Source organism: Bradyrhizobium sp. USDA 241, assembly GCF_049739505.1.
Taxonomy (GTDB): Bacteria; Pseudomonadota; Alphaproteobacteria; order Rhizobiales; family Xanthobacteraceae; genus Bradyrhizobium; species Bradyrhizobium liaoningense.
In genome coordinates this window covers 1,911,840-1,935,920 of the sequence record NZ_JBMGPZ010000004.1, presented here as the reverse complement: position 1 = coordinate 1,935,920, position 24,081 = coordinate 1,911,840, and the positions used below count along the sequence as shown (strand labels likewise).

The window sequence follows — 24,081 nt, the reverse complement described above, 5'->3', positions numbered from 1 at the left end:
CGTTGACAGAATTTAGCGACGTGAAGTTCCTGACCTTCGCCGCCCCACTAGCTACTGCCACCGAATGAGACGGCGCCGCTTGACCTGAACCCAAGCAACCAAAAGTTGAACGACCAAGATAAGCGCAGTGGTGATTAGAGCTGTGTTGAAGCGCTCCAACATGCCGAATAACGTATTGTCCGTCATGGCGTTTTTCCAGAACGGCGGGAAGGAGACGATCGCGACACCTAGGGCGAAGGCAAAAACGATCGCGTCTATCAATCGATCCTGCACGACCTCTTGCAGAGGTCGCGTAACTATCCGACCTTCGATGATGACGTGGTTATTTCTCCGCTCGTATATTTTCACGATCGGGTCAGCAATGACCAGAGTTCGTCCTCGAAGCGCTGATCCTACCAACTTTCGCACGAGGAGGACTGTCGCTTTCTGCAATCGATCCAGCTCCTTATGGAGTAGTCTGAACGTAAGTTCTCCCGGGACCATTCGCGTTACGATGAATAGGGTCTGCTCGCTGGAGATGTACCCGACATAGATTGCTCGCCCCTTTTCGGCCGCGGCAACTTCCGGCATCTCTTGAAATATCGGCTTAGTTATCGAAACAAAATGCCGTTGAGACTCAGTTATGTCTTCTGAGCGTGGCCTGCAAGCTGCTACAGCGCCGCCTGTCGCCGGCGCTGACTCTTCCCGCTCACCTATGATCGCAATGATATCCTTGGACTCAATTGCATTCAGATCCAACGTCCAGCCGAAAGTGTTCAGCAAGCTAACTACTTCCTGGTCAATGGGGAATGATTCCGTCGCCTCCTTACTGTTCTCGGGATTTGAGAGTTCAAAAGTTGGGATCTGAAGGCTGAACACTGCTCTCATATCGATCTCCTACGAGGCAATAGAAAGCCTCGCAAATAGCGGAGCTATGGCTGATTTTGGGTGACGCGGCCTGATCAGGCGGCGTGGCTTTCAGTGTTCGGAATGACTTCGATTCCGTCGATGAACTTTACACCGGCGATGACTTTCGGCAACTGGTTCGTGCTCTTCAATCGCCGCCAGGTCTTCGATGCGGCGTCGATGAGCTTGAACACCATCAGCTTCGCAGTTTGTTGCGACAGCGATCCCTTGGTCCGCACCGTTCGGTGGCGCACCGTGGCGAAGACGCTCTCGATCGGGTTCGAGCTGCGTAGGTGGATCCAGTGCTCAGCAGGGAAGTCGAAGAAGGCGAGCAGCGCATGGCGATCCTTGATCAGGCACTCCACCGCACGTCCGTATTTGACGTGGTATTTCTCGACGAAGACGTCGATCGCGGTTTCAGCTTCGGCCCGGTGTGGGGCCAGATAGATGTTCCGCAGGTCGTTCTTCATGGGGCCCTGCACGGATTTGGCGACCTTGTCGAGTACGTTGCTCACTTTATGGCACCAGCATCGTTGGTGCCGCGTGCCGGGAAAGGCCTCGTCCAGTGCCTTCCAGAAGCCGAGGGCGCCGTCGCCGATGGCGAGTTGCGGGGCAATCCGTAACCCGCGTTGCCGCAGGTCGATCAGGAGTTCGCGCCAGCTCTGCGCGCTCTCGCGCACGCCGACCTGGAAGCCGATCAGCTCCTTCTTGCCTTCCGGCGTGGTGCCAATCAGCACCAGCATGCATTCGCTGTGATCTTCCATGCGGGCCTGCAGGTACACGCCATCGGCCCAGATGTAGACATAGCGACGCGCCGACAGATCGCGTCTCTGCCAGCGTTCGTACTCGACCTGCCAATCGGCCTTCAGGCCGGCGATCACCGAAGGCGACAGGTTCGGCGCATCCTTGCCGAGCAGCGCCGAGAGCGCCTCCTGGAAGTCGCCGGTCGAGATGCCGCGCAAATAGAGGACCGGGATCAAGGCATCCAGGCTCTTCGTCCGCCGCGCCCATAGCGGCAGGATTGCCGAACTGAAGCGGAGGCGGTCGCCTGGCCCGCTCGCTCCGCGGTCGCGGACCTTGGGACGAGCGACCTCCACCGGACCGATGCCGGTCGCAATCTCGCGCACCGGACCGTGCCCATGTCGGACCAGGCGCGCTCGACCGTCGGGCAGCGTCAGATTGGCCGTGCTGGCCAGAAACGCGCCAACCTCGATCTCGATCGCCCTGGCAAGCAGGTCCCGCGCGCCGGCACGAACGATATCGGTCAGTGGATCATCAACCGCGGACGGCTGACGGAAAGCAAGAACATTGGTAGTCTCGGTCATGGCGTATCGCTCTCCTCGAGAGGTTCTGGCAGGCTCGTCACCCGCCTCGATACGCCGCCTTCCTCACACCGTCATCAGAGCTGGCCCCGGTTGTTTGGACAGCGCCCCGCTGGATTTAAGTGGATTCCTGCCGGGTTATGCTGAACGCGGGGCTTTACGGTTTTGTCGTTGCGTCGGGAGGGCGTAGCCCGACCAGAGCGACGACAAAACCGTCGGCGACGGTCATGCGGCCATCACCATAGCTTGCGTGCCGAAGTAAGCCTCGTCGGGCGTGCGCCCGTCAAGGCTCGAGTGAGGGCGTCCCTGATTGTAGAAGGCCAGATACTTGGCAATTGACGCTCGCGCCTCGGACACGCTGTCGTAGGCGCGGAGATATACTTCTTCGTATTTGACCGTGCGCCAGAGCCGCTCGACAAACACGTTGTCGCGCCAGGCGCCCTTGCCGTCCATGCTGATGGCGATCTTCGCGTCCAGCAGCACATCGGTGAACTCGAGGCTGGTGAACTGGCTGCCCTGATCCGTGTTGAAAATCTCGGGCCTGCCGTGCTTCGCCAACGCCTCCTGGACCGCTTCGACGCAGAAGGCCGCCTCCATTGTGATCGAGACGCGATGGGCCAGGACCCGTCGGCTGAACACATCGACGACCGCCGCGAGATAGACGAAGCCACGCCGCATCGGAATGTAGGTGATGTCCATTGCCCACGCATGGTCGGGCCGCTCGATCTTCAATCCGCGCAACAGGTACGGGTAGATCTTGTGACCCGGAGCCGGCTTGCTCGTGTTCGGGCGACGATAGACCGCCTCGATCCCCATGCGCTTCATCAGCGTCGCGATGTGGCGGCGACCGGCGTATACGCCCTCCCGCCGCAGCAACGATCGCAGCATACGCGCTCCCGCGAAGGGATAATCGAGATGCAGCTCATCGAGCCGACGCATCAAGGCAAGGTCCTCGGCCGAAACTGGCCGAGGTTCATAGTAGACCGTGCTGCGAGCCAGCTTCAGGACCTTCGCCTGGCGCACGATAGAAAGATCATGATCGCGGTCGATCATCGCTTTGCGCTCAGCAGGCCCGCCTTGGTGAGCGCGCCGGACAAAAAATCGTTTTCCAACGCCAGCTCGCCGATCTTGGCATGTAACGCCTTCAAATCGACCGGCGTCTCGGCCGATGTCTTGTCATGCCCAAACACGCCGGCGGCGCCTTCCAGGAGCTGGTTTTTCCAGATCGTGATCTGGTTCGGATGAACATCAAACAGTTGCGCCAGCTCCGCCAGTGTCTTGTCGCCTTTGACCGCAGCCAAAGCAACCTTCGCCTTGAATGCCGGAGAATGCGTCCGGCGGCTCTTCTTCGTCATCTTCGCTCCTGATTCGCAGCAAGAATCCTCGCCGCTGTCAGGCAGAAAATCCACTCAAGCTACTGTCCGAATTTGCGGGGCCAGCTCTATCACCCAGATTCCGCCATAGCTCGTGCCCCAATACAACTAACGACAAGTAGACAAACATAGAGCGCATCCTGGTGCTGAGCCGAAATGACAACCTCCAGAAGTTGTTCGCCGATCGTTTCAGTGGCCGGTTTCTGACCGTCGGCGGACGCTATCCGGCTCACGCGGATGCGCTGCATACCGCAGACATTTCGGCTGCCCGAACGGCCGACGGGTTGATCGACGAACCCGAGGCCGATCCAAAACTTTAGAACACCAACTCCGCGTCCTGACGCTCGGGCCAAGCCCTTATGCCGAGTAGGCGGGGATGTTGCCATCCCCGCCCCTCACAGACCCGGACGAGCGGATTACCCGCATCCGGTTCTTCACGCGTAAGCTTCGCTCACGGGACGGCATATTGGTGGACGATCTTGGCTGTCGGCAGCGGGTGTCGCGCGAGCATGGCCCGGAAGCGCGACCACGGCAGATTGCTGTGGCGGCCACGCCGCGCGAGCCATTTCTTCCATATCCGCGTGATCTGGTGGTGATACCATCTGATCCGTCGGCCGTTGCCGGAGATGCCGTAGTAGGCGCAGTGCCCCCGGATCACCCGCGACAGGTGCGCGTGCTGCGCCCGGAACGGGCGATGCAGGTTAAGCCGACACCATTCCGTCACGGAAGCCAGCGCGCGGGCGTAACGGTCTTTCGCCGTTATCTGTCGGACGACATTCTTACCCTTCCTCGATTGACCCCACACATGGGTGAAGCCAAGGAAGTTGAATGTGGTCCCCGCCGTCGCGGGGTGACGCCCACCCGGGCGCTTGAACCGGAAGTCTACGAAGCGGGTCTTGGTCGGATGGAGTTGAAGCCCATACCGACCGAGCCGCTTATCCAGCACGTTCAGCAATCGCTTGCCGGACAGGTGGTCCTCGAAGGCAATCACCGCGTCATCAGCGTATCGGACCAGTTGGCATCGACCTTTGAGCCGCGGTCGCGCCACCTGCTCGAACCATTCATCCAGCACGTAGTGCAGGTAGATGTTTGCAAGCAGTGGCGAGATCACGCCGCCTTGGGGCGTTCCGCCAGTCGTGCGGCGTAGGACGCCCTTTTCGAGCACCCCTGCCTTCAGCCATTTATCAATCATCCTCCGGACGATGCCGTCCGTGACTCGCTGGTCGAGGAATCGGCGCAGGTGCGCGTGGTCGATGGTGTCGAAGTATTTCGAGATGTCGACGTCCACCACCCAGCGCAGCCCTTGCTCCATGAACCCATTACGCAGGGCATGTAGGGCATCATGGGCCGATCGTCCCGGTCGGAAGCCGTACGAGCACGACAAGAAGTGGGTCTCGTAGATCGGCTCCAGCAGCAGGAGAATCGCCCGCTGTGCCACCTTGTCTTCCAATGTCGGGATGCCGAGTGGCCGTTCGGTCCCATCCGCCTTCGGGATGTAGTGCCGTCGCACCGGCGGCGCGATGTAACGTCCGGATTTGATGCGCGCCAGGAGATCACCGAGATTGGCCTCCAGATTCGCTTCATAGTCCGTCGCCATCATGCCGTCGATGCCGGGCGCGCCATCCTTGCGCGTCAGGCGATAGGCCTCGAGCATCCATTCACAGTCGATCAGGTGATGCAGCGAGGTCAGCACCCGCTTGGGATTCTTCCTCGCCAGATCGGCCATTGTCGTTTCGTGGACAGGTTCGTGGGACTCAGCGTTCCCTCCCGTGTTTCTCGTCAATGGGTCTTAACGCGTGACGGCTCCCTTCCCTCGAGCGGGTCCCGGTGAGCCCAGTTCCCCGCCTTCCTCGGTACTACGAAGCCGCTACGACTCCCCGCCGCGCGCGTCCGTCGGCTTATGTCTTCACCTCGGGATTCCACATGCCTTGGTGTTTTCGTGTTCCGTGCGCGCTCCCGATGCTCGCCAAGTCGGTCATCAGGCCTGGAGCGTTGCTGTGGCCGGTGCTCCGTGCCGGCTTTCCCATGTGGGCACAAACGGGACCTCTCAGGTTTCCTGGTGTCCCATCCCGTACCTTTGCCCTGCTCAGAGACCCCGGCCGAACCGGTCAGCCTGGCCATAGCGGCTTTCCCAGTGCTGCCCCCGGATCCAACACGGCGAAGGCTTCAGCACGACCGTGATTTCGAGGCTGGTCACAGGGCTTCAGTACCCGCTGTCTACGCTTCACGAGTGACGTTGCCGTCACCCATGCAAGACTCGCTTCCGGCTGGCGGGCTCCGCCTTTGCCGGGAGGGCGTCGAACCCTCTGGGTCACGTTGAAAGGTTTCAGACTACATTCTTCCTCCTTTCCAGGACTTATCCTGACGCAAGCCGGGTGCACGCTAGATTGAGAAGGCGCTGTTGATGTCTTAGTCCGCTCATACTGCTAGGTTAGCTACTTGTCGAGCAAACTCCCCGGGCTGCTGGCTCGCTCAGAGCAGCGTTCGGAGGCGTCTGTCCGCGTTGAATAGCGCGGCCCTTATAGTCGGGGGGGCACATCGATGGGGGCACTTGGAACTGGACGATCTAAAATCGCTGCTTCAGCGTCATTTCACTGACGGTCTGGTGGGAGTCGACGAGGACGTTAGAACTTTGGATGGCAAGGGTGCCTAGTGGGCACAAGAAATTCTCAGCGACCTGCAAACCGAAGACGGTCAGCGCATCATCCATATCAGAGTTCTTCGGGTGCATTTTGAACCGGAGGTTGTTGCGAAAGGACGTAAGGCTCTCCAGACCCCTCACTCTCGCCGGGTAAAGGGCGCGAAATCAATCTATAGAGCGCGAGGAGACGATGCACCGTTTCACTCGCCTCTGCTGTCGTGATCTCTTCTCCCGAGACCTCCTTGTATATGCGTCGTAATTCTTCGAGTCGCTCAGGTGAGATTTGGTGCCCTGTGGCGTGACGATACGAAGTCGGTTACGGACCATAGATTCGGGACGGACCATAGATTCGGGATTGTGGCTCGGGTGACACGTTTGCGTACTAGTGGAAGGTGGAGAATATCTTGAGCACATCTGTCTCCGGTGCTAGTACCCGGAATCAGAGCTGAGTGATACGGCGGCCTTTGAAACGGCGTTGACGGACCTTTTTCTTGGTCCAGACGAAGGGCTCGGCTCTGTCGTTGTATGCGTTGACGTAGGCATCGATGTGTTCCTGAAGCTGCTTGAGGCTCGTGAAGGAGGTGCCGCTGAGCGACTGCCCCTGCAAGATGGAAAACCATACTTCGACCTGATTGAGCCATGACGCACTTGTCGGCGTGAAATGAAATTGCACGTTGGGGTGGGCCTTGAGCCAGTCCTCGTTCTTTTTATGGGTGTTGAGGTTGTCGAGGATGACGTGAAGCTTGCGGTTCGGAAAAGCCGCGGTGACGCTGTTCATGAAATCGAGAAACTCGACGCGGCGCCGGCGTTTTGAATGGGTCGCGATGATCTTTCCGGTGGCGACTTCGAGCGCCGCAAACAATGTTGTGGTGCCATGCCGCTTGTAATCGTGGCTTTGGCCGGTTAAGGCGCGGCCATTGGGCAACTTCAGATAACCCTGCGCTCGCTCCAAAGCCTGGATCGAGGGCTTCTCGTCCACGCACAGCACAATGGCCTTCGCCGGCGGCGCGACATAGAGGCCGACAACATCGGCGGCTTTGGCCGTAAAGTTCGGGTCGTTGCTCTCGCACCAGGACTTGCGAGCCACCAGGTCAATCTTGTGGCTGCGCAGGAACCGCCAGACATATTGGACATCGACATCGCCCAGCGCCTCGGCCAGCAGGGGGCCGGTCCAGCGCGCAAACCCTTGCGGTGGCGGCTTATCCAGCAGCTTCAGAATCCGCTTGTCGGTCGTCTTCGTATAGATCGGCTGCTTGCCAGGCCGCGGCTTGTCTTGCAGCCCTTCAAGGCCATGGTCGGCATAGCGATGCCGCCAAAGGCTGACAATCCGCGGCTGGACCCCAACTTCCTTGGCGATCGACCGGGTGCTGCGCCCATCCGCCGCCAACAGAACTATCCGCGCCCGCTTCAAATCGCGCTGCAACGTCACCGGTGAGCGACAGCACGCCTCAAGCACCTTGCGATCTTTCCTCGAAAGGTGGACTTCTCTTGCTTCGGGTATCATCCCGACCTTGAATCACGACTCACGTTCCAAGAAAAGTGGGTACTAGCCCGAATAAAAGTCACAATGACAACTGCGATCAGTCGAGCTTGATGCCGCATTGATCGCAGTCATATTTTCTTCCGCTTCTGAAGCATCAGTCTGTAGAGGGACTGCAGCAATTGACAAGCACAACCAATAGGTGTATCGTCGTTAGACGCATCCGGACGCTCGTGCTCTCATGAGCAGCAGCCAGCATTTTCGCTTCTGGCTCCTGCTCAGCAGGTCAATGCAACCAAGGAGAGTCCCGATGGCGCAACTGTTTCAAAAGCGAAACACTCAGTCCTTTTTGTTAAGTGTAAGACGATGGATTACAGACCGACATGAGGGTTTTATTGTAGCGGGGCTGATCGTCCTGGTCCTGGTCCTCGTCGTCTTCTCTGTCCCGCGATAATGAACCTTGAGCCTCGCTATTTGAGCGAGCTATGGCGGAATCTGGGTGATGACGGTGTGAGGAAGGCGGCGTATCGAGGCGGGTGACGAGCCTGCCAGAACCTCTCGAGGAGAGCGATACGCCATGACCGAGACTACCAATGTTCTTGCTTTCCGTCAGCCGTCCGCGGTTGATGATCCACTGACCGATATCGTTCGTGCCGGCGCGCGGGACCTGCTTGCCAGGGCGATCGAGATCGAGGTTGGCGCGTTTCTGGCCAGCACGGCCAATCTGACGCTGCCCGACGGTCGAGCGCGCCTGGTCCGACATGGGCACGGTCCGGTGCGCGAGATTGCGACCGGCATCGGTCCGGTGGAGGTCGCTCGTCCCAAGGTCCGCGACCGCGGAGCGAGCGGGCCAGGCGACCGCCTCCGCTTCAGTTCGGCAATCCTGCCGCTATGGGCGCGGCGGACGAAGAGCCTGGATGCCTTGATCCCGGTCCTCTATTTGCGCGGCATCTCGACCGGCGACTTCCAGGAGGCGCTCTCGGCGCTGCTCGGCAAGGATGCGCCGAACCTGTCGCCTTCGGTGATCGCCGGCCTGAAGGCCGATTGGCAGGTCGAGTACGAACGCTGGCAGAGACGCGATCTGTCGGCGCGTCGCTATGTCTACATCTGGGCCGATGGCGTGTACCTGCAGGCCCGCATGGAAGATCACAGCGAATGCATGCTGGTGCTGATTGGCACCACGCCGGAAGGCAAGAAGGAGCTGATCGGCTTCCAGGTCGGCGTGCGCGAGAGCGCGCAGAGCTGGCGCGAACTCCTGATCGACCTGCGGCAACGCGGGTTACGGATTGCCCCGCAACTCGCCATCGGCGACGGCGCCCTCGGCTTCTGGAAGGCACTGGACGAGGCCTTTCCCGGCACGCGGCACCAACGATGCTGGTGCCATAAAGTGAGCAACGTACTCGACAAGGTCGCCAAATCCGTGCAGGGCCCCATGAAGAACGACCTGCGGAACATCTATCTGGCCCCACACCGGGCCGAAGCTGAAACCGCGATCGACGTCTTCGTCGAGAAATACCACGTCAAATACGGACGTGCGGTGGAGTGCCTGATCAAGGATCGCCATGCGCTGCTCGCCTTCTTCGACTTCCCTGCTGAGCACTGGATCCACCTACGCAGCTCGAACCCGATCGAGAGCGTCTTCGCCACGGTGCGCCACCGAACGGTGCGGACCAAGGGATCGCTGTCGCAACAAACTGCGAAGCTGATGGTGTTCAAGCTCATCGACGCCGCATCGAAGACCTGGCGGCGATTGAAGAGCACGAACCAGTTGCCGAAAGTCATCGCCGGTGTAAAGTTCATCGACGGAATCGAAGTCATTCCGAACACTGAAAGCCACGCCGCCTGATCAGGCCGCGTCACCCAAAATCAGCCATAGCTCCGCTGATGCGGCGTAGGATTCGGTTGCGAAGCCACCCCATCACCTTCAACCGCGAACGCCACGCCCGCCATGACCGATGATACGATTCTGCCCTTCTCGTTTCCAGCCGTTCACGCCAAGAAAGTCACAGCTGCCTTCGATGGCGGTCGCCTGACCTCGAACGGGGGCGTGATGCTTCTGGCGATGGCCGAGCGGCGTCTCGGCTTGGCCGACAATCTGGCCCGGGTGTTCCCGGATCGGCGCGATCCGACGCGGGTCGTGCACAGCCTTGTCGATATGTTCCGCGCGCGCATGTTCGCGATCTGCTGCGGCTACGAGGACGCCGACGACCTCGATCATCTGCGGTCCGATCCCGCATTCAAGCTGGCCTGCGGACGGCTGCCGGACACGGGCCGCGATCTGTGTTCCCAACCGACGCTGTCGCGGCTGGAGAATGCTCCGCGCCTGCGCGACGTGATCCGACTGACCTACATTTTGGTCGACGCATGGATGGATAGCTACCCGCGCGAGCCGGCATCCGTCACGCTCGACATCGATGATACCTGCGACGTCGTCCACGGCCATCAGCAGCTCTCGCTGTTCAACGCTCATTATGACGAACGCTGCTTCCTGCCGATCCACGTCTACGACACGGAGAAGAGCCGGCCCGTGGCGGTCGTGCTGCGGCCCGGCAAGACGCCGGGCGGCGTCGAGGTGCGTGCCCTTCTGCGCCGCCTGGTACGGCATATCCGGACGCGGTGGCACAACACGCGAATTACGTTCCGTGGCGACGGGCACTATGCCCGGCCGGAGGCCATGGCGTGGTGCGAGACCAACGGCATCGACTACATCTTCGGTCTGTCCGGTACCAAGCCGCTCGCCAGAAAAGTCGACGAGGTCGCCGACGACATCCGCACGCGACGCGCCATCGAGAACCTGCCGGTTCTGCGTGGCTATACCGAGACGCGCCACAAGGCAAAGTCCTGGGATCGCGAACGGCGCACTGTCGCCCGTATTGAGGCGACGATGCTCGGCCTCGACATCCGCTTCGTCGTCACCAGCCTCGATGTCGGCTCGGCCGAGTGGATCTACGACAGCCTGTATTGCGCGCGCGGCCAAGCCGAGAATCTGATCAAGCTGCATAAGACGCAGCTCGCCTCCGATCGCACCAGCTGCCGTTCGGCGCTCGCCAACCAGGTCCGTCTCGTGCTCCATACGGCCGCTTATTGGCTGATGCTGACCGTGCGCGACGCCATTCCCAAAGCCCGGGAATTGGCCGCTGCCGAGTTCGCGACGCTGCGTCTTCGTCTCTTGAAACTCGCTGCCCGTGTGGTCGAGACCACGAGCCGCATTCGCCTTGCGTTCGCCGCGGCATGTCCCGAAGCCGATCTGATCCGCGGCTTGCCCGGCGCGCTGCTGCCGCTCAGTCCTTGACCGGGGGGCGTCCGCCCCCGTTCGCCCAACCTATCCCTCAAGCGCGTTGCAAAGTACGGGTGGTCAGGCGGTGAAAAGCCGAATGCACTCCTGTGCGCCTCGTCAGAGCAGATGTGCGGCCACATCAATCGGACTAGAAAAACGCACTCTCACGAATAGGACGGGCTAGTATCGCCGCACATGATTCGGCCAGCTAAAATTGTTCTGGACAAAGATTCTAGTAGAAGGAGTGCGGAGCGCTGTGTAACAGCGGTGGCAAACCGGTGCTCGGCCATGCTAGAAAAAAGCAGGATTCAATAGGTCAGGCGGCAGCCTTCACAATCCTTTCCCAGGCACCATTACTCTTCAAAGTGTTTGATTTTCTGATCAATTTAGTAAGGTCGGGGCTCGTAGTTACCCACTGGAATGGATGGTACAATGCTGCCCGCAATGTCCCGTCCGTGAAAGCATTCGAGAATCCACCTCGGGGCGGGCGCACAGGGTCCAACTGCCTCGTGCAATTTTTGCTCAGCATTTTACCTTGTTCGATCGCGGGGGCGCATACATTGACGCCGCGATCGAATCGCTCGTTACCAAGGACGCGCGGAATGCGCTCGGCATGTTCGCCCACATCATCGCCTCTCTGCGCATCCGCACGAGCCAGACGAGTTCGACGGTGAATCGCCGGACCGGTGTCGCGCATTCCTGAGGATCAGATCATCCTACTGATGCGCCGCCGGTTCCCGGACGTCTCACAAGCTCGGCCTGCTTGACTCCCTTCTGGTGTTCGATATGAATTTGCATGCGGGGTGGATACGGTGACCGCGGTCGGCGTGCCAAAACCGTGCCACGCCAATTCCGGCGAGGCGAAAATCTATAGCAATCTCAAGGGATTGCGGGCGTAGTTCAATGGTAGAACGGCAGCTTCCCAAGCTGCATACGAGGGTTCGATTCCCTTCGCCCGCTCCAAGTTTCGGTCCGACCGATGTCCCGAATGTGGTAGGCTGAAGTTATGGTCAGGAAGCTCGAACAAGCCATTGCGCAAATCTCCCGGCTGCCGGCCGCCGATCAGGAAGAGATTGGCCGGAAATTGCTTTCGCATGTACAAAAGCTCAGCGCTCTTCGGTCTGAAATCGACCGCGGCATCCATTCGCTCGATACAGGCAAGGGGGAGGCTCTGAATATAGAAGAGTTTCTTCGCGAAAAGAATTCAGGACATGGTGGAGCGTAGGCTTTCGGTTATTTGGTCACCGGAAGCTCTCGATGATATTGATCAACTCTGGGAATACTACGCCGAAGTGGCAGGGACTGCGACGGCCGACAAGACCTTGCGCGAGATCGGGAAAGCTGTCGCACTCATCGAGGACTTTCCCTCCGCGGGGCGGTCGCGAGACGAAATTCGGTACGGCTTACGTTCGCTGGCAGTCGCTCCACAGATCATCTTTTATCGCCTGAAGGGTGACCGGGCCGAGATCGTGCGAGTGCTCGATGGCAGGCAGGATATCGAGGCAATCTTTTCCAATGACGAGAACGGGTAGCAGGGCAGACGATGCCTGATGAAGACGTCGTCTACCCACTAAGCCTGAACTATCTTCCCGGCCGCCAGCCGGAGAGATTCCAATATATTGAACTCTCGCCTTCCGGCATTTGCCGAGCTCCGTAGTAAGCTCTCTATACGGTCCGTTGCCAGGCAACGGGTGTGATGGAGACCATGGACCAGCAGAAACTCGATCGCGCCATCGGTCGGCGCCTGAAAACGCTGCGGACGCAGGCGGGCATGACGTTGAACGAGCTTGCAGGCCGCTCCGGCGTCAGCCGGGCCATGATCGGGCGGGTGGAGCGGGCGCAGAGCAGTGCCACGGCGGCGCTGCTCAACAAGCTTTGCGCGGCGCTCGACGTCACGCTCAGCGACGTCGTCGCGCTCGCCGAAAAGCCGCCGGAGCGCCTGGTGCGACTTGCCGACCAGCCGCTCTGGCGCGATCCTGACAGCGGCTATCGCCGGCGTCATGCCTCGCCGCCGGATGCGGCCAGCGGCATCGAGATCATCGTCGTCGACCTTCCGGCCGGCGCCCGCGTCTCCTACAGCCCCTGGGGCCGCAACGCCTTCACCCAGCAGCTCTTGATGCTGGAGGGCGCGATCGCCGTGCATGTCGATGCCAAGGCGGTGCGGCTGCGCGAGGGCGATTGTCTGGATTTCGACGTGATGCGCGCTGTGATCTTCGAGAACGAAACCAGGCAGGACGCGCGCTACGTCATCATCATCAGGCGCGGCGCGTCCTACGGCAAGATCTGAGGGCAGGACATGGAGACGAGCACGCAGATCCGCACCGGCGACACCTATGATCCCCGCGTCGTCGCGCTGCTCGATCACCACGTCACGGCCGCGCGGGCGCAGACGGCGCCGGGCAGCGCCCACGCGCTCGATCTTGCGGGCTTGCGTGCACCCGATGTCGCGTTCTGGACCGGCTGGGACGGCGAGACGCTGGTCGCCACCGGGGCGTTGAAGACGCTTTCGGCGAGCCACGGCGAGGTCAAGTCGATGCACACGCTGCAGACCGCGCGGCGGCGCGGCTATGGCGGCCGGATGCTGCGTCACATCATCACGGAGGCTCGTGCGCGCGGCATGACGCGTCTCAGCCTCGAGACCGGCTCGTGGGACTACTTCAAGCCGGCGCACGCGCTCTACCGGGCGCACGGTTTCGTCGCCTGCGGCCCGTTCGAGGGCTATGTCGAGGATCCCAACAGCCTGTTCCTGGCGCTGGACCTGTCCGCGCCGGCGCGTCGGTAGCTCAGGAGTGCGTCTCCTCGCAAGGCACGCAAATCAGCGAGGTCGCCTCAAAATGAGTTGCGCACCTCAAAACACCTCTGCTAGCCTTCAGCCATGGCCGAGACGCTCACCCCGACCGCGCTGACCCTGAAGGACATCGCCCGCGAGGCCGGCGTCAGTCTCGCGACAGTCGACCGCGTCCTGCACAATCGCCCGGGCGTGCGGCCGGACACGGTGCGGCGCGTTAAGGCGGCGATCGAACGCAATTCGTTCCAGCCGCATGTGGCCGCCGCCGAGCTCGCCCGCGGCCGCGCCCGCCGTTTCGCCTTCGTGATGCCGTCGGGACCAAACCCGTTCATGCAGCAGATCGAGGCCTATCTCGGCGAGATGGCAGCCTGGCTGGCGGCCCGCCGCCTCAGCGTCGAGACGGTCGTAACCGACGTGTTCAACCCCTCCGCGCTCGCGGCCTCGCTGGAGGCATTGTCGGGCGATTGCGACGGGGTTGCCGTGGTGGCGCTGGATCATCCCGGCGTGCGTGCTGCCATCAACGATCTCGTCGATGCCGGCACCAAGGTCGTGACGCTGGTCTCGGACGTACCATCCTCGCGCCGGCACCACTATGTCGGGATCGACAATATCGCGGTGGGGCGCACTGCCGGCGCGCTGGTCGGGCGGCTGGTCGGCCAAAGGTCCGGCAAGGTCGCGATCATGGCGGGCTCGCAGGGCCTGCGCGATCACGCCGAGCGCATCTTCGGCTTCAACCAGGTGATGGCGACGGAATTCCCCGATCTCAGCGTGCTGCCGGTGCTGGAAGGACGCGACGAGGACGACCGTTCGGAGCAGCTGCTGGGCCGGCTGCTCCGCAGCCATGCCGACATTGTTGGTCTTTATAACGTCGGTGCCGGCACGCAAGGCGTCGCCAAAGCGTTGAGCGAGTCCGGCCGCGACAAGCAGGTGGTGTTCGTCGGACACGACGTCACGGCGCTGACGCGCCGATTGCTGCTGCAGGGCGTGATGGATGCTGCGATCTCGCAGAACCCCGGACATGAAGCGCGCGCGGCCGTGCGCGTGCTGCTGGCGCTCGCCCGCGGCGAGCCGATCTTGCGCGAACAGGAGAAGATCAGGATCGACATCGTGATGCGGGACAATCTGCCTTAGCGGCAGGCGGATTTCGGAACGGCCCGTTGCGGGGAAAGCGACGCAAGATCGCGCACCGCAGCAGGCAAAAGGGAGGATAGCGTGTATCTCGGGATCGACATCGGCACGTCCGGTGTGAAAGCGGTGCTCGTGATTGAAGCCGGCGCGGTCGTCGCGACGGCGGCGCGCGAACTTGCGCTGTCGCACCCAGCGCCGCTGTGGTCCGAGCAGGATCCCGACGCCTGGGTCGATGCGGCCATCGGCGCAATCGACGATCTCGCCGCGCGCCAGCCGCGCGAGGTTGCGCAGGTTCGTGGCATCGGGCTGTCAGGCCAGATGCATGGCGCGACGCTGCTCGGCAAGGACGGCCGGCCGCTGCGTCCGGCCATCCTCTGGAACGACGGTCGCTCGCAGGCCGAATGCGCCACGCTGGAGCGGCGCTGTCCCTCGCTGCATACGATCACCGGCAATCTGGCGATGCCCGGCTTCACCGCCCCGAAATTGCTATGGGTCGCGCGGCATGAACCCGAAATCTTCGACCGCGTGGCCAAGGTGCTGTTGCCGAAAGCCTATGTCCGCTATCGCCTCACCGGCGAGATGGTCGAGGACATGTCGGACGCGGCCGGCACGCTGTGGCTGGATGTCGGTCTGCGTCGCTGGTCGGCCCTGCTGCTGCATGCCACCGGGCTCGATCTGCACCACATGCCACGCCTGGTCGAGGGCAGTGAGGTGAGCGCCGTGCTCGCGCCGGACTACGCGCGGCGCTGGGGCATGCAGAAGGATGTCGTGGTCGCGGGCGGTGCCGGCGACAATGCGGCCAGCGCGATCGGGCTCGGCGCGATCGTGCCGGGCGATGCCTTCCTGTCGCTGGGAACGTCGGGTGTCCTGTTCCGCGTCACCGATCGCTTCGCCCCGGCGCCGGCGTCGGCCGTGCATGCCTTCTGTCACGCGCTGCCCGGCCTCTGGCACCAGATGGGCGTAATGCTGTCGGCGGCTGCCTCGCTTGCGTGGCTCGCAGGCGTGATGGAGACGCCGGCTGCAGCGCTGCTGACGCCGCTCGGCGAGCGCGTCGACGGACCAAGCCCGATCAGATTCCTGCCCTATCTCGATGGCGAACGCACGCCGCACAACGATGCCGCGGCCAGCGGCGCCCTTGTCGGCTTGCGCGGTGCGACCGGCCGGAGCCAGATCGTCCAGGCCGTGCTCGAGGGCGTCGCCTTTGCCGCGCGCGACAATCTGGCGGCGCTGAGCGCGGCGAGTGGGCCGATCGCCGAAGTCGATCTCGTCGGCGGCGGCTCGCGCTCGGCGCTGTGGGCGCAGATCTGCGCCGATGTGCTCGGCATTCCCGTTCACCGCGTCGAGGAAGGCGAGGTCGGAGCCGCGCTCGGCGCCGCGCGGCTTGGCCGCATCGCTGCGACCGGCGAAGACGCAGCGGAGGTCTGCACCCGTCCGCGGCGGCTCGCGACCTTCACGCCCCGTGCATCCGTCGTTTCGGTCTATGACGAGGCCTATCGGCGGTGGCGCGCGCTTTACCCAGCATTGAAGGAGTCCGTCAAGTGAACGCGTCAGCAAAGTTCTTCGATGCAAGCGCACCCGTCGCCTTTGCCGGCAGGGATGCCGCAAGCGCGCCCGCCTTCCGTTGGTACGACAAGGACCGGCTCGTGCACGGCCGCAGGCTCGAGGATCATCTGCGCTTTGCAGTCTGCTATTGGCATTCCTTCTGCTGGCCGGGCGGCGATCCCTTCGGTGGCGAGACGTTCCTGCGGCCCTGGCACCACGGCACCGACGCGATGGAGATGGCACGCGCCAAGGCTGACGTCGCCTTCGAGCTGTTCCGCCTGCTCGACGTGCCGTTCTTCACCTTCCACGACGTCGATGCGGCGCCGGAAGGCGCCACGCTCGCGGAATCCGTCGCCAACCTCAACGCGATCGCCGATCTGTTCGAACAGAAGATGGCCTCCGCAAAAGTGCGCCTGCTCTGGGGTACCGCAAACCTGTTCTCACACCGCCGCTACATGGCGGGCGCCGCGACCAATCCGGACCCTGATATCTTCACCTATGCCGCGGGCCAGGTCCGCGCCGCGCTGGAGGTGACGCACCGGCTCCGCGGCGAGAACTACGTGCTGTGGGGCGGGCGAGAGGGCTACGAGACGCTGCTCAACACCGATCTCAAGCGCGAGCTCGACCAGCTCGGCCGCTTTCTCTCGCTCGTCGTCGAGCACAAGCACAAGATCGGTTTCAAAGGTCCGATCCTGATCGAGCCCAAGCCGAAGGAGCCGACCAAGCATCAATATGATTTCGACGTCGCCACCTGCTACGGCTTCCTCGAACGCTACGATCTCCTGAACGACGTCAAGCTCAACATCGAGCAGAACCACGCCATCCTCGCCGGCCACTCCTTCCATCACGAGGTCGCGCTTGCCGAGGCGCTCGGTGTCTTCGGCTCGCTCGACATCAACCGCGGCGACGATTTGCTCGGCTGGGACACCGACCAGTTCGCAATGAGCGTGGGCGAGCTTGCGCTGGTGTTCCACGAGATCCTGAACCGCGGCGGGTTTACCTCGGGCGGACTCAATTTCGACGCCAAGATCCGCCGTCAGTCCATTGACCCCGACGATTTGATCCATGCCCATGTCGGCTCGATGGATGCCTGCGCGCGTGCCTTCCTCGCCGCCGCGGACATGATCGATGCCGCCGTCCTCACCGAGCCGCTTGCCAAGCGTTACGACGGGTGGGCCAGCCCTGAGGGGCGCGCCATTCTCGGCGGCCAGCGCTCGCTCGCCGATCTCGCCGACCGTGCCATGAGTCCCGGTTTCGACCCGCAGCCGCGCTCGGGCCGGCAGGAATACCTGGAATCCCTCGTCAACCGCTACGTCTGAGGAGGACCGCTGATGGCAAAGACCGACGCAACACCGGTCCTCGAGCTGACCGGCATCGGCAAGGAGTTCGGCGCGATCCGCGCGCTGCACGATGTCGAGATGCAGGTCTTCCCTGGCGAAGTGGTCGGTCTGATGGGCGATAACGGCGCGGGCAAGTCGACGCTGGTCAAGATCATCGCCGGCAATTTCCGCCCCACCCACGGCGAGATCCGCTTTGCCGGCAGCACGGTCCACTTCAACCGCCCGGTCGATGCCCGCGCTGTCGGAATCGAGGTGGTCTATCAGGACCTTGCACTATCAGACAATCTCACGGCGGCAGCCAACGTCTTCCTCGGCCGCGAGCTGAAGCGCAAATTCGGACCCATCGCCTTGCTTGACCACAAGGCGATGGCGGCGCGCGCGCTGGAGCTGTTCGGCGAGCTGCGGTCGGAGACGCGCCCCGACGATCTCGTCAAGCAGATGTCGGGCGGCCAGCGCCAGGCGGTCGCGATCGCCCGGACGCGCCTGTCCAACGCCAGGCTCGTGATGATGGACGAGCCGACCGCCGCCATCTCTGTTCGCCAGGTCGAGCAGGTGCTCGGCCTGATCCATCGGCTGAAGGAGCAGGGCGTCGCCGTGATGCTGATCTCGCATCGCATGCCAGACGTGTTCGCGGTGTGCGACCGCGTCATCGTCATGCGCCGCGGCGAGAAGCGCGCCGACAAGCCGATCCAACAGACCAGCCCAGAGGAAGTCACCGCTCTCATCACCGGTGCGAAGGAGGCGGCGTGATGACCATGCCCATGGAATCCCCGATCACGTTCTCCAATGTCGGCAAGATCAGATGGTGGCAGCGCGGTATCTTCGCCTCCCAGACCGGCTACGTGCTGCTCGCGCTGGCCGGGCTGCTGGTGATCATGCATTTCGCCAGCCCCTACTTCTTCACCGAAGGCAACATGCAGAATGTGGCGAAGAATTTCTCCTTCATCGCCATTGCGACGCTCGGCGTCACCTTCGTGATCATCACCGGTGGGATCGACCTCTCGGTCGGCTCGATGATGTGCTTCTCCGCCATGATCACGTCGATGGTGATGACCGAGCTGTCGACGCCCGGCTCGCCCGCGGGCGCGCTGTTCGTGCACATGGCGGCCGACGGCAAGACCGTGCTCGCCAATGTGCCCGGGCTGATCCTGCTGGTCTCAATCGTCGCCGGCCTCGGCGTGGCGCTGATCGCCGGCCTCGTCAACGGCTTCTGCATCGCCGTGCTTGGGCTGTCGCCCTTCGTGACCACGCTCGGCATGCTCTCGATCGTGCGCGGGCTCGGCTACGTCGTCTCCAACGGCCGTGGCAGCTTTCCGGGCGGACCGGACGCCGATTATTTCTACGCAGCGACCTCGGGCGACGTGCTCGGCGTACCCGTGCCTTTCATTTATCTGGTGATCCTCGCGCTGGCGATGGCCGTGGTGCTGCATCACACCTCGTTCGGCCGTCACGTCTTCGCGCTCGGCGGCAACGAGAAGGCGGCCGAGCTCACCGGCATTCCGGTGGTGCGGGTGAAGATCGAGGTCTACGTGATCTGCGCGCTCGCCGCGGGGCTCCAGGGCATCATCATCTCCGGTTGGCTCGGGTCGGCGCCGGCCAACATGGCGACATCCTACGAGCTCAACGTGATCGCGGCGACCGTGATCGGCGGCGCCAACCTCGCCGGCGGCATTGGCGGCCCGCTCGGGGCCATCGTCGGCTGCGTGCTGCTGGAAGTGATCCGCAACGGTCTCGTGCTGGCGCAGGTCAGCTCCTACTGGCAGCAGACGCTGGTGGGCGTGATCATCATCCTCGCCGTACTGGTCGACCGTATCCGCTCGCGGATGACCTGACGTGACGTCGTCTCGGGAAGGCAACGAAAATGCCGCCTGTCCGCTTCCCGGACGCTTTCGAGAGGATGGGCACCAAACACAAGGGTGGAGGAGACAATGAGGAAACTTCTTCTTGCCGGCATCGCCGTTGCGATGATGGCTACGCCGGCGTTCGCCGCGAACTACCGCTTCGTCATCGTGCCGAAGGCGATGAACAATCCGTTCTTCGACTTCGCGCGCGATGGCTGCCTCAAGCGCGCCAAGGAGCTCAGCAACATCGAGTGCATTTACAAGGGGCCGGTGGAGCATGAGCCTGCGACGCAGGCCCAGATCATCCAGGATTTCATCACCCAGAAGGTCGACGGTCTCGCCATCTCGGTCGCTGACGTCGCTGCCATGACCAAGTCGATCGAGGCGGCAACCGCCGCCGGCATCCCCGTCATCACCTTCGATGCCGATGCGCCGGGCTCCAAGCGCATCGCCTATATCGGTACCAACAACAAGGAGTTCGGCCTGGCTCTCGGCAAGCAACTCCTGAAGATGCGGCCCGATGGCGGCAAATACGCCATGGTCTCGGGGGGTCCCGGCGCCAAGAACCTCGCCGAGCGCGTCGATGGCGTGCGCGAGGCACTGAAGGGCTCGAAATGGACCGAGGTCGCGGGCTCCCCGACCTTCTGCAACGACGATCCCGCGCTGGCGGTCCAGCAGATGACGGACATGCGCACTGCAACGCCCGACCTCGCCTCCATCGTTCCGATCGGCGGTTGGCCGATGTTTGCTCCCGAAGGTTTCAAGGCCTTCGCATCCAGGAACAAAAAGGACATCGATTCCGGCAAGTTCACGCTGGTCGTGGCCGATACGCTGAAGATGCAGCTCGAGCTGCTGCGCGACGGCTATGCCAATGCGCTGGTCGGCCAGCGTCCGTTCGAGATGGGCGAGAAGGCGATGGACACGCTGCTCGCGATCAAGAAGGGCGAGAAAGTGCCGGAGATCGTCTACACCGGCCTCGATCTCGTCACCAAGGACAACGTCGCACAGATGCTGAAGTAGGCGCGCCGCCAGCCCCGTGCGCCCACATCTCTCCCGCTTGCGGTTGACGCAAGCGGGAGAGATGATCCGGATTGTTGGAAGAAGACTGCTGGAAGGCAAATCGGAATGAAATGCTCGCGGCTCGGCTCCCTCGACGTTACTTCAATCGGTCTCGGTTCCGCTCCGCTCGGTGGATTGTTCACCCCCGTCAGCGATGCCGATGCGGAGGCGACGATCGCGCGCGCCTGGTCGGCCGGCATCCGCTTCTTCGACACCGCGCCGCTCTATGGCTTTGGTCTTGCCGAGCGGCGGCTGGGCGCATTCCTGCGGCAGCAGCCGCGCGACTCCTACGTCATCTCGACCAAGGTCGGCCGTCTGCTGCGCGCACCGGATGGCGCTGCCGCCGAGGACGAGCACTACAAGGGCACGCCGCGCGAGCGGCCGGTGTTCGATTTCAGCCATGACGGGGTGATGCGATCGGTCGAGGAGAGCTTGGCGCGCCTTGGGCTCGACCGCGTCGACGTCCTGCTCGTGCATGATCCCGACGACCATTATGACGACGCCGTCGCCGGCGCGTTCCGCGCGCTGCAGCGCCTGCGCGAGGACGGCACGGTCAAGGCGATCGGCGCCGGGATGAACCAGTCGGAGATGCTGGTGCGCTTCGCCGAGGCCGTGCCGGTCGACTGCTTCCTGCTCGCCGGCCGCTACACGCTGCTCGATCAGGGCGCGCTGGATGCGCTGTTTCCGGTCTGCCAGGCGAAGCATATCGGCATTCTGCTCGGCGGCATCTACAACAGCGGCATCCTGGCCGATCCGCGGACCTCCGCGAAATTCAACTATCAGGACGCCGATCCGGCGCTCGTCGCGCGTGCGCTCGAGCTCGATGCGCTCTGCCGCAGGCACGGCACCCAGCTGAAAGCCGCCGCGCTCCAGTTCTGCATGGCGCATCCGGCGGTGACGGTCGCCGTGATGGGCGCGCGCAATGCCGCGGAGGTCGCCGATAACATCGTGATGTCGGAGGCAGCGATCCCGCCGGCGTTCTGGCAGGAGTTGCGCGCACGAAAGCTCGTCGATGCGCGGGCGCCACTGCCGGGCGGAGTGTAAGGCATGATCATCGACGGCCACCAGCATTTCTGGGACCCGGCACGCGCCGACTATCCCTGGATGGAGGCGGACGAGCTCGCGCCGATCCGCCGCGCCTTCGGTCCCGCCGATCTCGCGCCGCTCATGAAGGCCAACGGCATCGACGCAAGCATCCTGGTGCAATGCCGCTCCGCGCTGGAGGAGACTGAGGAGTTCCTGCACATCGCGCACGAAAATCCCTTCGTCGTCGGCGTGGTCGGTTGGGCCGATCTGACCGATGGTGCGCTTGACGAAACGCTCGACCGCCTGCGCGCTTTGCCTGGCGGCGGCAGGCTGGTGGGAATTCGCCACCAGGTCCATGACGAGGCTGATCCGGATTGGCTGCTCCGCGAGGATGTGCAGCGCGGCCTCACGGCTGTTTTCGCCCGCGATCTCGCCTACGATCTTCTCGTTCGCACCCGCGAGCTGCCGGCCGCGATCGCAACCGCGCAGGCCTTTCCGCAGGCACGGTTCGTGCTGGACCACGCTGCCAAGCCGCCGATCGCCGACGGCGGCAGCGCCGAATGGACCGATGGCATCGCAGCGCTGGCGGCTTGCGGCAATGTCTGGTGCAAGATCTCAGGCCTGGCGACCGAGGCGGTCTGGAATGACTGGGATGCGGAGCGGCTGTTTCCGTTCGTCGAGCACGCCGCAAAATGTTTCGGGGAGGATAGGCTGATCTACGGCTCGGACTGGCCAGTGTGCCTGCTTGCGGGAGGTTACGGCGAGATCAAGTCCGCGCTGGAGGGGTGTTTGGAGAAGCTGGGCTCCGGTGTGCGGGAGAAGGCGTTTGGGGCGAACGCCAAGGCTGCGTATCGGTTAGGTTAATTGCAGTCGATGCGCGCTCTTACCCTCTCCCCTTGTGGGAGAGGGTGGCTCGCCGCGGAGCGGCGAGACGGGTGAGGGGTCTCTCTCCGCGAGCCACCTTTCACATGTGAGTTTGCTGAAGCAACCCCTCATCCGGCGCTGCGCGCCACCTTCTCCCACAAGGGGAGAAGGGAAGAGACGGCGGCGCTCGCCTCGCGCCCCCTGACTATTCCGACATCGGCTTGTCGGAGATGTCCCAGTCCTTGCCGGTGAAGGTGGAGATGAACAGCGTCTTCATCGGCGTGTAGTTCTCGGGCGTGTAGCTGTAGGTGACGCCGTCGAGGAAGTAGGGCGAGTGGAAGCCCGCGAGCGTCGATGCCTGCTTCAGCACATTGGCGCGGGTGAGCTCGTCGCCGCAGCGGCGCAGGATCTCGCCCATGGTCACGGCCTGGCCGTAGCCGGCAAAGGCGATGGTGTTGTCGGGGTCGATCGCCGGCGTGTACTTCTTGCGCAGCTCCTCGAACGCCATCACGTCGGGGTCCTTCTCCCATTTGGGAAGGCCGACCTCCTTGTTGTAGCGGATGGCGACGATGCCGGCGGCGTTCTCGAGGCCCGCGGCACTGAGGATGGAGCGGCCGGTCGAGCCCGCCGACAGCAGTTGCAGCGGCTTCCAGCCGAGCTCGGCCACTTTACGAATCGACTGCGACGACGCCTTGCCGGTCGAGATGTTGTAGAAGACGTCGGCACCCGACTTCGAGAGGTTGATGAGCTGGGAATCGACGGTCGGCTCGGTGAGATCGTAGGTCTGCTCCATGATCACCTGAGCGGTACCGCCGGCATCGGCCAGCACCTTCTTGAACGGACCCAGGAAGTCGCGACCGAAATCGTCGTTCTGGTAGAGGATGCCGATCTTCGCGTTCGGCTTCACGCTGACGACGTGCCGGGCCAGGATGCGCGCCTCGGTCGGATAGAGCGGCAGGCCCGCCATCGTGCATTTGAACTCTTTCGGGTTGTTCCACTTCGACGCGCCGGTGTTGAGCAAGAGCTGCGGCACGCCCTTGGAGTTCAGGTATTTGTGCACGGCGGTCTGCGGCGCGGTGCCGAGCGAGCCATACAGCGCCAGCACTTCCTCCTGCTCGACCAGGCGCCGCGTCGCCTCGACGCATTTCGGCGCGCTGTAGGCGTCGTCCATGGTGAGGAACTTGACCTTGCGTCCGTTGATGCCGCCCTTCTCGTTCAGCATCTGGAAATAGGCTTCGCCGATGCGTCCGAGCACGCCGTAGAGCGAGCCGGGGCCGGAATGCGGCACGGTCTGCCCGATCTTGATCTCGGTGTCGCTGGCGCCCGCGTCGTATTTCTTCTCCGCGGCCCAGACATAGGGCGCAGGCAAGGTGGATGCAGCGATGGTGGCGAGCGCGGCGGCGCTGAAATCGCGCCGCGATGGATTCTTCGTCATTATTTGTTTCTCCCTAGCGAGGGCATTGTGCTGACATCGCAGCGCAGCTCGCAAGTGGGGAGTCGCAACTTTGCGACGCA

The 24,081-nt window shown here is 62.8% G+C and carries 22 protein-coding genes and 1 tRNA gene; 16 read left to right on the top strand and 7 right to left on the bottom strand.

Features of this window, described 5'->3' with window-relative positions; translation table 11 throughout:
• Positions 1 to 51 precede the first annotated feature (51 nt).
• From ABIF91_RS18860 to ABIF91_RS18850, 3 genes are all read right to left on the bottom strand, one after another.
• Positions 52 to 867, bottom strand: coding sequence for a hypothetical protein (locus tag ABIF91_RS18860; RefSeq protein WP_284283070.1), 816 nt, complete (start codon positions 865 to 867; stop codon positions 52 to 54).
• 74 nt (positions 868 to 941) lie between these two features.
• Positions 942 to 2,210, bottom strand: coding sequence for an IS256 family transposase (locus ABIF91_RS18855; RefSeq protein WP_038952271.1), 1,269 nt, complete (start codon positions 2,208 to 2,210; stop codon positions 942 to 944).
• A gap of 222 nt (positions 2,211 to 2,432) precedes the next feature.
• A protein-coding gene (locus tag ABIF91_RS18850) for an IS3-like element ISRj2 family transposase (RefSeq protein WP_129557670.1) occupies positions 2,433 to 3,562 on the bottom strand; the annotation gives its coding sequence in 2 pieces (ribosomal slippage) (positions 2,433 to 3,310 and positions 3,310 to 3,562; 1,131 coding nt in all).
• A gap of 161 nt (positions 3,563 to 3,723) precedes the next feature.
• Here ABIF91_RS18850 and ABIF91_RS18845 point away from each other — a divergent pair.
• Positions 3,724 to 3,900 (top strand): hypothetical protein, encoded by a 177-nt coding sequence (locus ABIF91_RS18845; protein ID WP_424579306.1) that lies wholly within the window; start codon positions 3,724 to 3,726, stop codon positions 3,898 to 3,900.
• Positions 3,901 to 4,031: 131 nt separating this feature from the next.
• Here the strand turns inward: ABIF91_RS18845 and ltrA are convergent, their stop codons facing one another.
• From ltrA to ABIF91_RS18830, 3 genes are all read right to left on the bottom strand, one after another.
• Positions 4,032 to 5,306, bottom strand: coding sequence for a group II intron reverse transcriptase/maturase (ltrA, locus tag ABIF91_RS18840; RefSeq protein ID WP_424579305.1), 1,275 nt, complete (start codon positions 5,304 to 5,306; stop codon positions 4,032 to 4,034).
• 840 nt (positions 5,307 to 6,146) lie between these two features.
• Positions 6,147 to 6,290: a hypothetical protein gene (locus tag ABIF91_RS18835; protein WP_155252189.1), complete on the bottom strand. Its 144-nt coding sequence runs from the start codon at positions 6,288 to 6,290 to the stop codon at positions 6,147 to 6,149.
• 370 nt (positions 6,291 to 6,660) lie between these two features.
• Positions 6,661 to 7,725: an IS630-like element ISRj1 family transposase gene (locus ABIF91_RS18830; RefSeq protein WP_026192128.1), complete on the bottom strand. Its 1,065-nt coding sequence runs from the start codon at positions 7,723 to 7,725 to the stop codon at positions 6,661 to 6,663.
• Between the two features lie 553 nt (positions 7,726 to 8,278).
• On the opposite strand from ABIF91_RS18830, the gene ABIF91_RS18825 reads away from it, so the two are divergent.
• The 15 genes from ABIF91_RS18825 to ABIF91_RS18755 all read left to right on the top strand — a co-directional run bounded on the left by ABIF91_RS18825 (position 8,279) and on the right by ABIF91_RS18755 (position 22,566).
• Entirely contained in the window at positions 8,279 to 9,547 is a 1,269-nt protein-coding gene (locus tag ABIF91_RS18825; protein WP_038952271.1) for an IS256 family transposase, read from the top strand.
• A gap of 102 nt (positions 9,548 to 9,649) precedes the next feature.
• Complete coding sequence (locus ABIF91_RS18820) at positions 9,650 to 10,993, top strand: IS1380-like element ISBdi2 family transposase (RefSeq protein ID WP_424579304.1); 1,344 nt, start codon at positions 9,650 to 9,652, stop codon at positions 10,991 to 10,993.
• An 874-nt stretch (positions 10,994 to 11,867) separates the two neighbouring features.
• Positions 11,868 to 11,941, top strand: a tRNA-Gly gene (locus ABIF91_RS18815).
• Positions 11,942 to 11,984: 43 nt separating this feature from the next.
• A complete protein-coding gene (locus tag ABIF91_RS18810) occupies positions 11,985 to 12,203 on the top strand; it encodes a hypothetical protein (protein WP_028181015.1) in 219 nt (72 codons plus the stop codon).
• Positions 12,190 to 12,510: a type II toxin-antitoxin system RelE/ParE family toxin gene (locus tag ABIF91_RS18805; RefSeq protein WP_080660008.1), complete on the top strand. Its 321-nt coding sequence runs from the start codon at positions 12,190 to 12,192 to the stop codon at positions 12,508 to 12,510. Before ABIF91_RS18810 ends, ABIF91_RS18805 begins: the two co-directional genes overlap by 14 nt.
• Before the next feature lie 173 nt (positions 12,511 to 12,683).
• Entirely contained in the window at positions 12,684 to 13,265 is a 582-nt protein-coding gene (locus ABIF91_RS18800) for a helix-turn-helix domain-containing protein (RefSeq protein ID WP_028181017.1), read from the top strand.
• 9 nt (positions 13,266 to 13,274) lie between these two features.
• On the top strand, positions 13,275 to 13,760 hold the full coding sequence (locus ABIF91_RS18795) for a GNAT family N-acetyltransferase (protein WP_035695024.1): 486 nt from the start codon (positions 13,275 to 13,277) through the stop codon (positions 13,758 to 13,760).
• Positions 13,761 to 13,853: 93 nt separating this feature from the next.
• Positions 13,854 to 14,897, top strand: a complete 1,044-nt coding sequence (locus tag ABIF91_RS18790) for a LacI family DNA-binding transcriptional regulator (RefSeq protein WP_424579303.1) — start codon at positions 13,854 to 13,856, stop codon at positions 14,895 to 14,897.
• An 81-nt stretch (positions 14,898 to 14,978) separates the two neighbouring features.
• Positions 14,979 to 16,436, top strand: a complete 1,458-nt coding sequence (xylB, locus tag ABIF91_RS18785) for a xylulokinase (protein WP_028181020.1) — start codon at positions 14,979 to 14,981, stop codon at positions 16,434 to 16,436.
• A complete protein-coding gene (gene xylA, locus ABIF91_RS18780; RefSeq protein ID WP_028181021.1) occupies positions 16,433 to 17,755 on the top strand; it encodes a xylose isomerase in 1,323 nt (440 codons plus the stop codon). Before xylB ends, xylA begins: the two co-directional genes overlap by 4 nt.
• Positions 17,756 to 17,767: 12 nt before the next feature.
• Positions 17,768 to 18,526, top strand: coding sequence for an ATP-binding cassette domain-containing protein (locus ABIF91_RS18775; protein ID WP_028181022.1), 759 nt, complete (start codon positions 17,768 to 17,770; stop codon positions 18,524 to 18,526).
• The gene (locus tag ABIF91_RS18770) at positions 18,526 to 19,608 is read left to right on the top strand and encodes an ABC transporter permease (protein ID WP_424579374.1); all 1,083 of its coding nucleotides are present in this window, start codon (positions 18,526 to 18,528) and stop codon (positions 19,606 to 19,608) included. The genes ABIF91_RS18775 and ABIF91_RS18770 overlap by 1 nt, the downstream gene beginning before the upstream one ends.
• 96 nt (positions 19,609 to 19,704) lie before the next feature.
• Complete coding sequence (locus ABIF91_RS18765) at positions 19,705 to 20,637, top strand: sugar-binding protein (protein ID WP_028181024.1); 933 nt, start codon at positions 19,705 to 19,707, stop codon at positions 20,635 to 20,637.
• A gap of 105 nt (positions 20,638 to 20,742) precedes the next feature.
• Positions 20,743 to 21,720, top strand: coding sequence for an aldo/keto reductase (locus ABIF91_RS18760; protein ID WP_028181025.1), 978 nt, complete (start codon positions 20,743 to 20,745; stop codon positions 21,718 to 21,720).
• Between the two features lie 3 nt (positions 21,721 to 21,723).
• A complete protein-coding gene (locus ABIF91_RS18755; protein ID WP_028181026.1) occupies positions 21,724 to 22,566 on the top strand; it encodes an amidohydrolase family protein in 843 nt (280 codons plus the stop codon).
• A gap of 205 nt (positions 22,567 to 22,771) precedes the next feature.
• On the opposite strand, the gene ABIF91_RS18750 is transcribed toward ABIF91_RS18755, so the two are convergent.
• Positions 22,772 to 24,001 carry an ABC transporter substrate-binding protein gene (locus ABIF91_RS18750; RefSeq protein WP_028181027.1) on the bottom strand — a complete coding sequence of 410 codons (1,230 nt, stop codon included), beginning with the start codon at positions 23,999 to 24,001 and terminating at the stop codon, positions 22,772 to 22,774.
• Between the last annotated feature and the right edge of the window lie 80 nt (positions 24,002 to 24,081).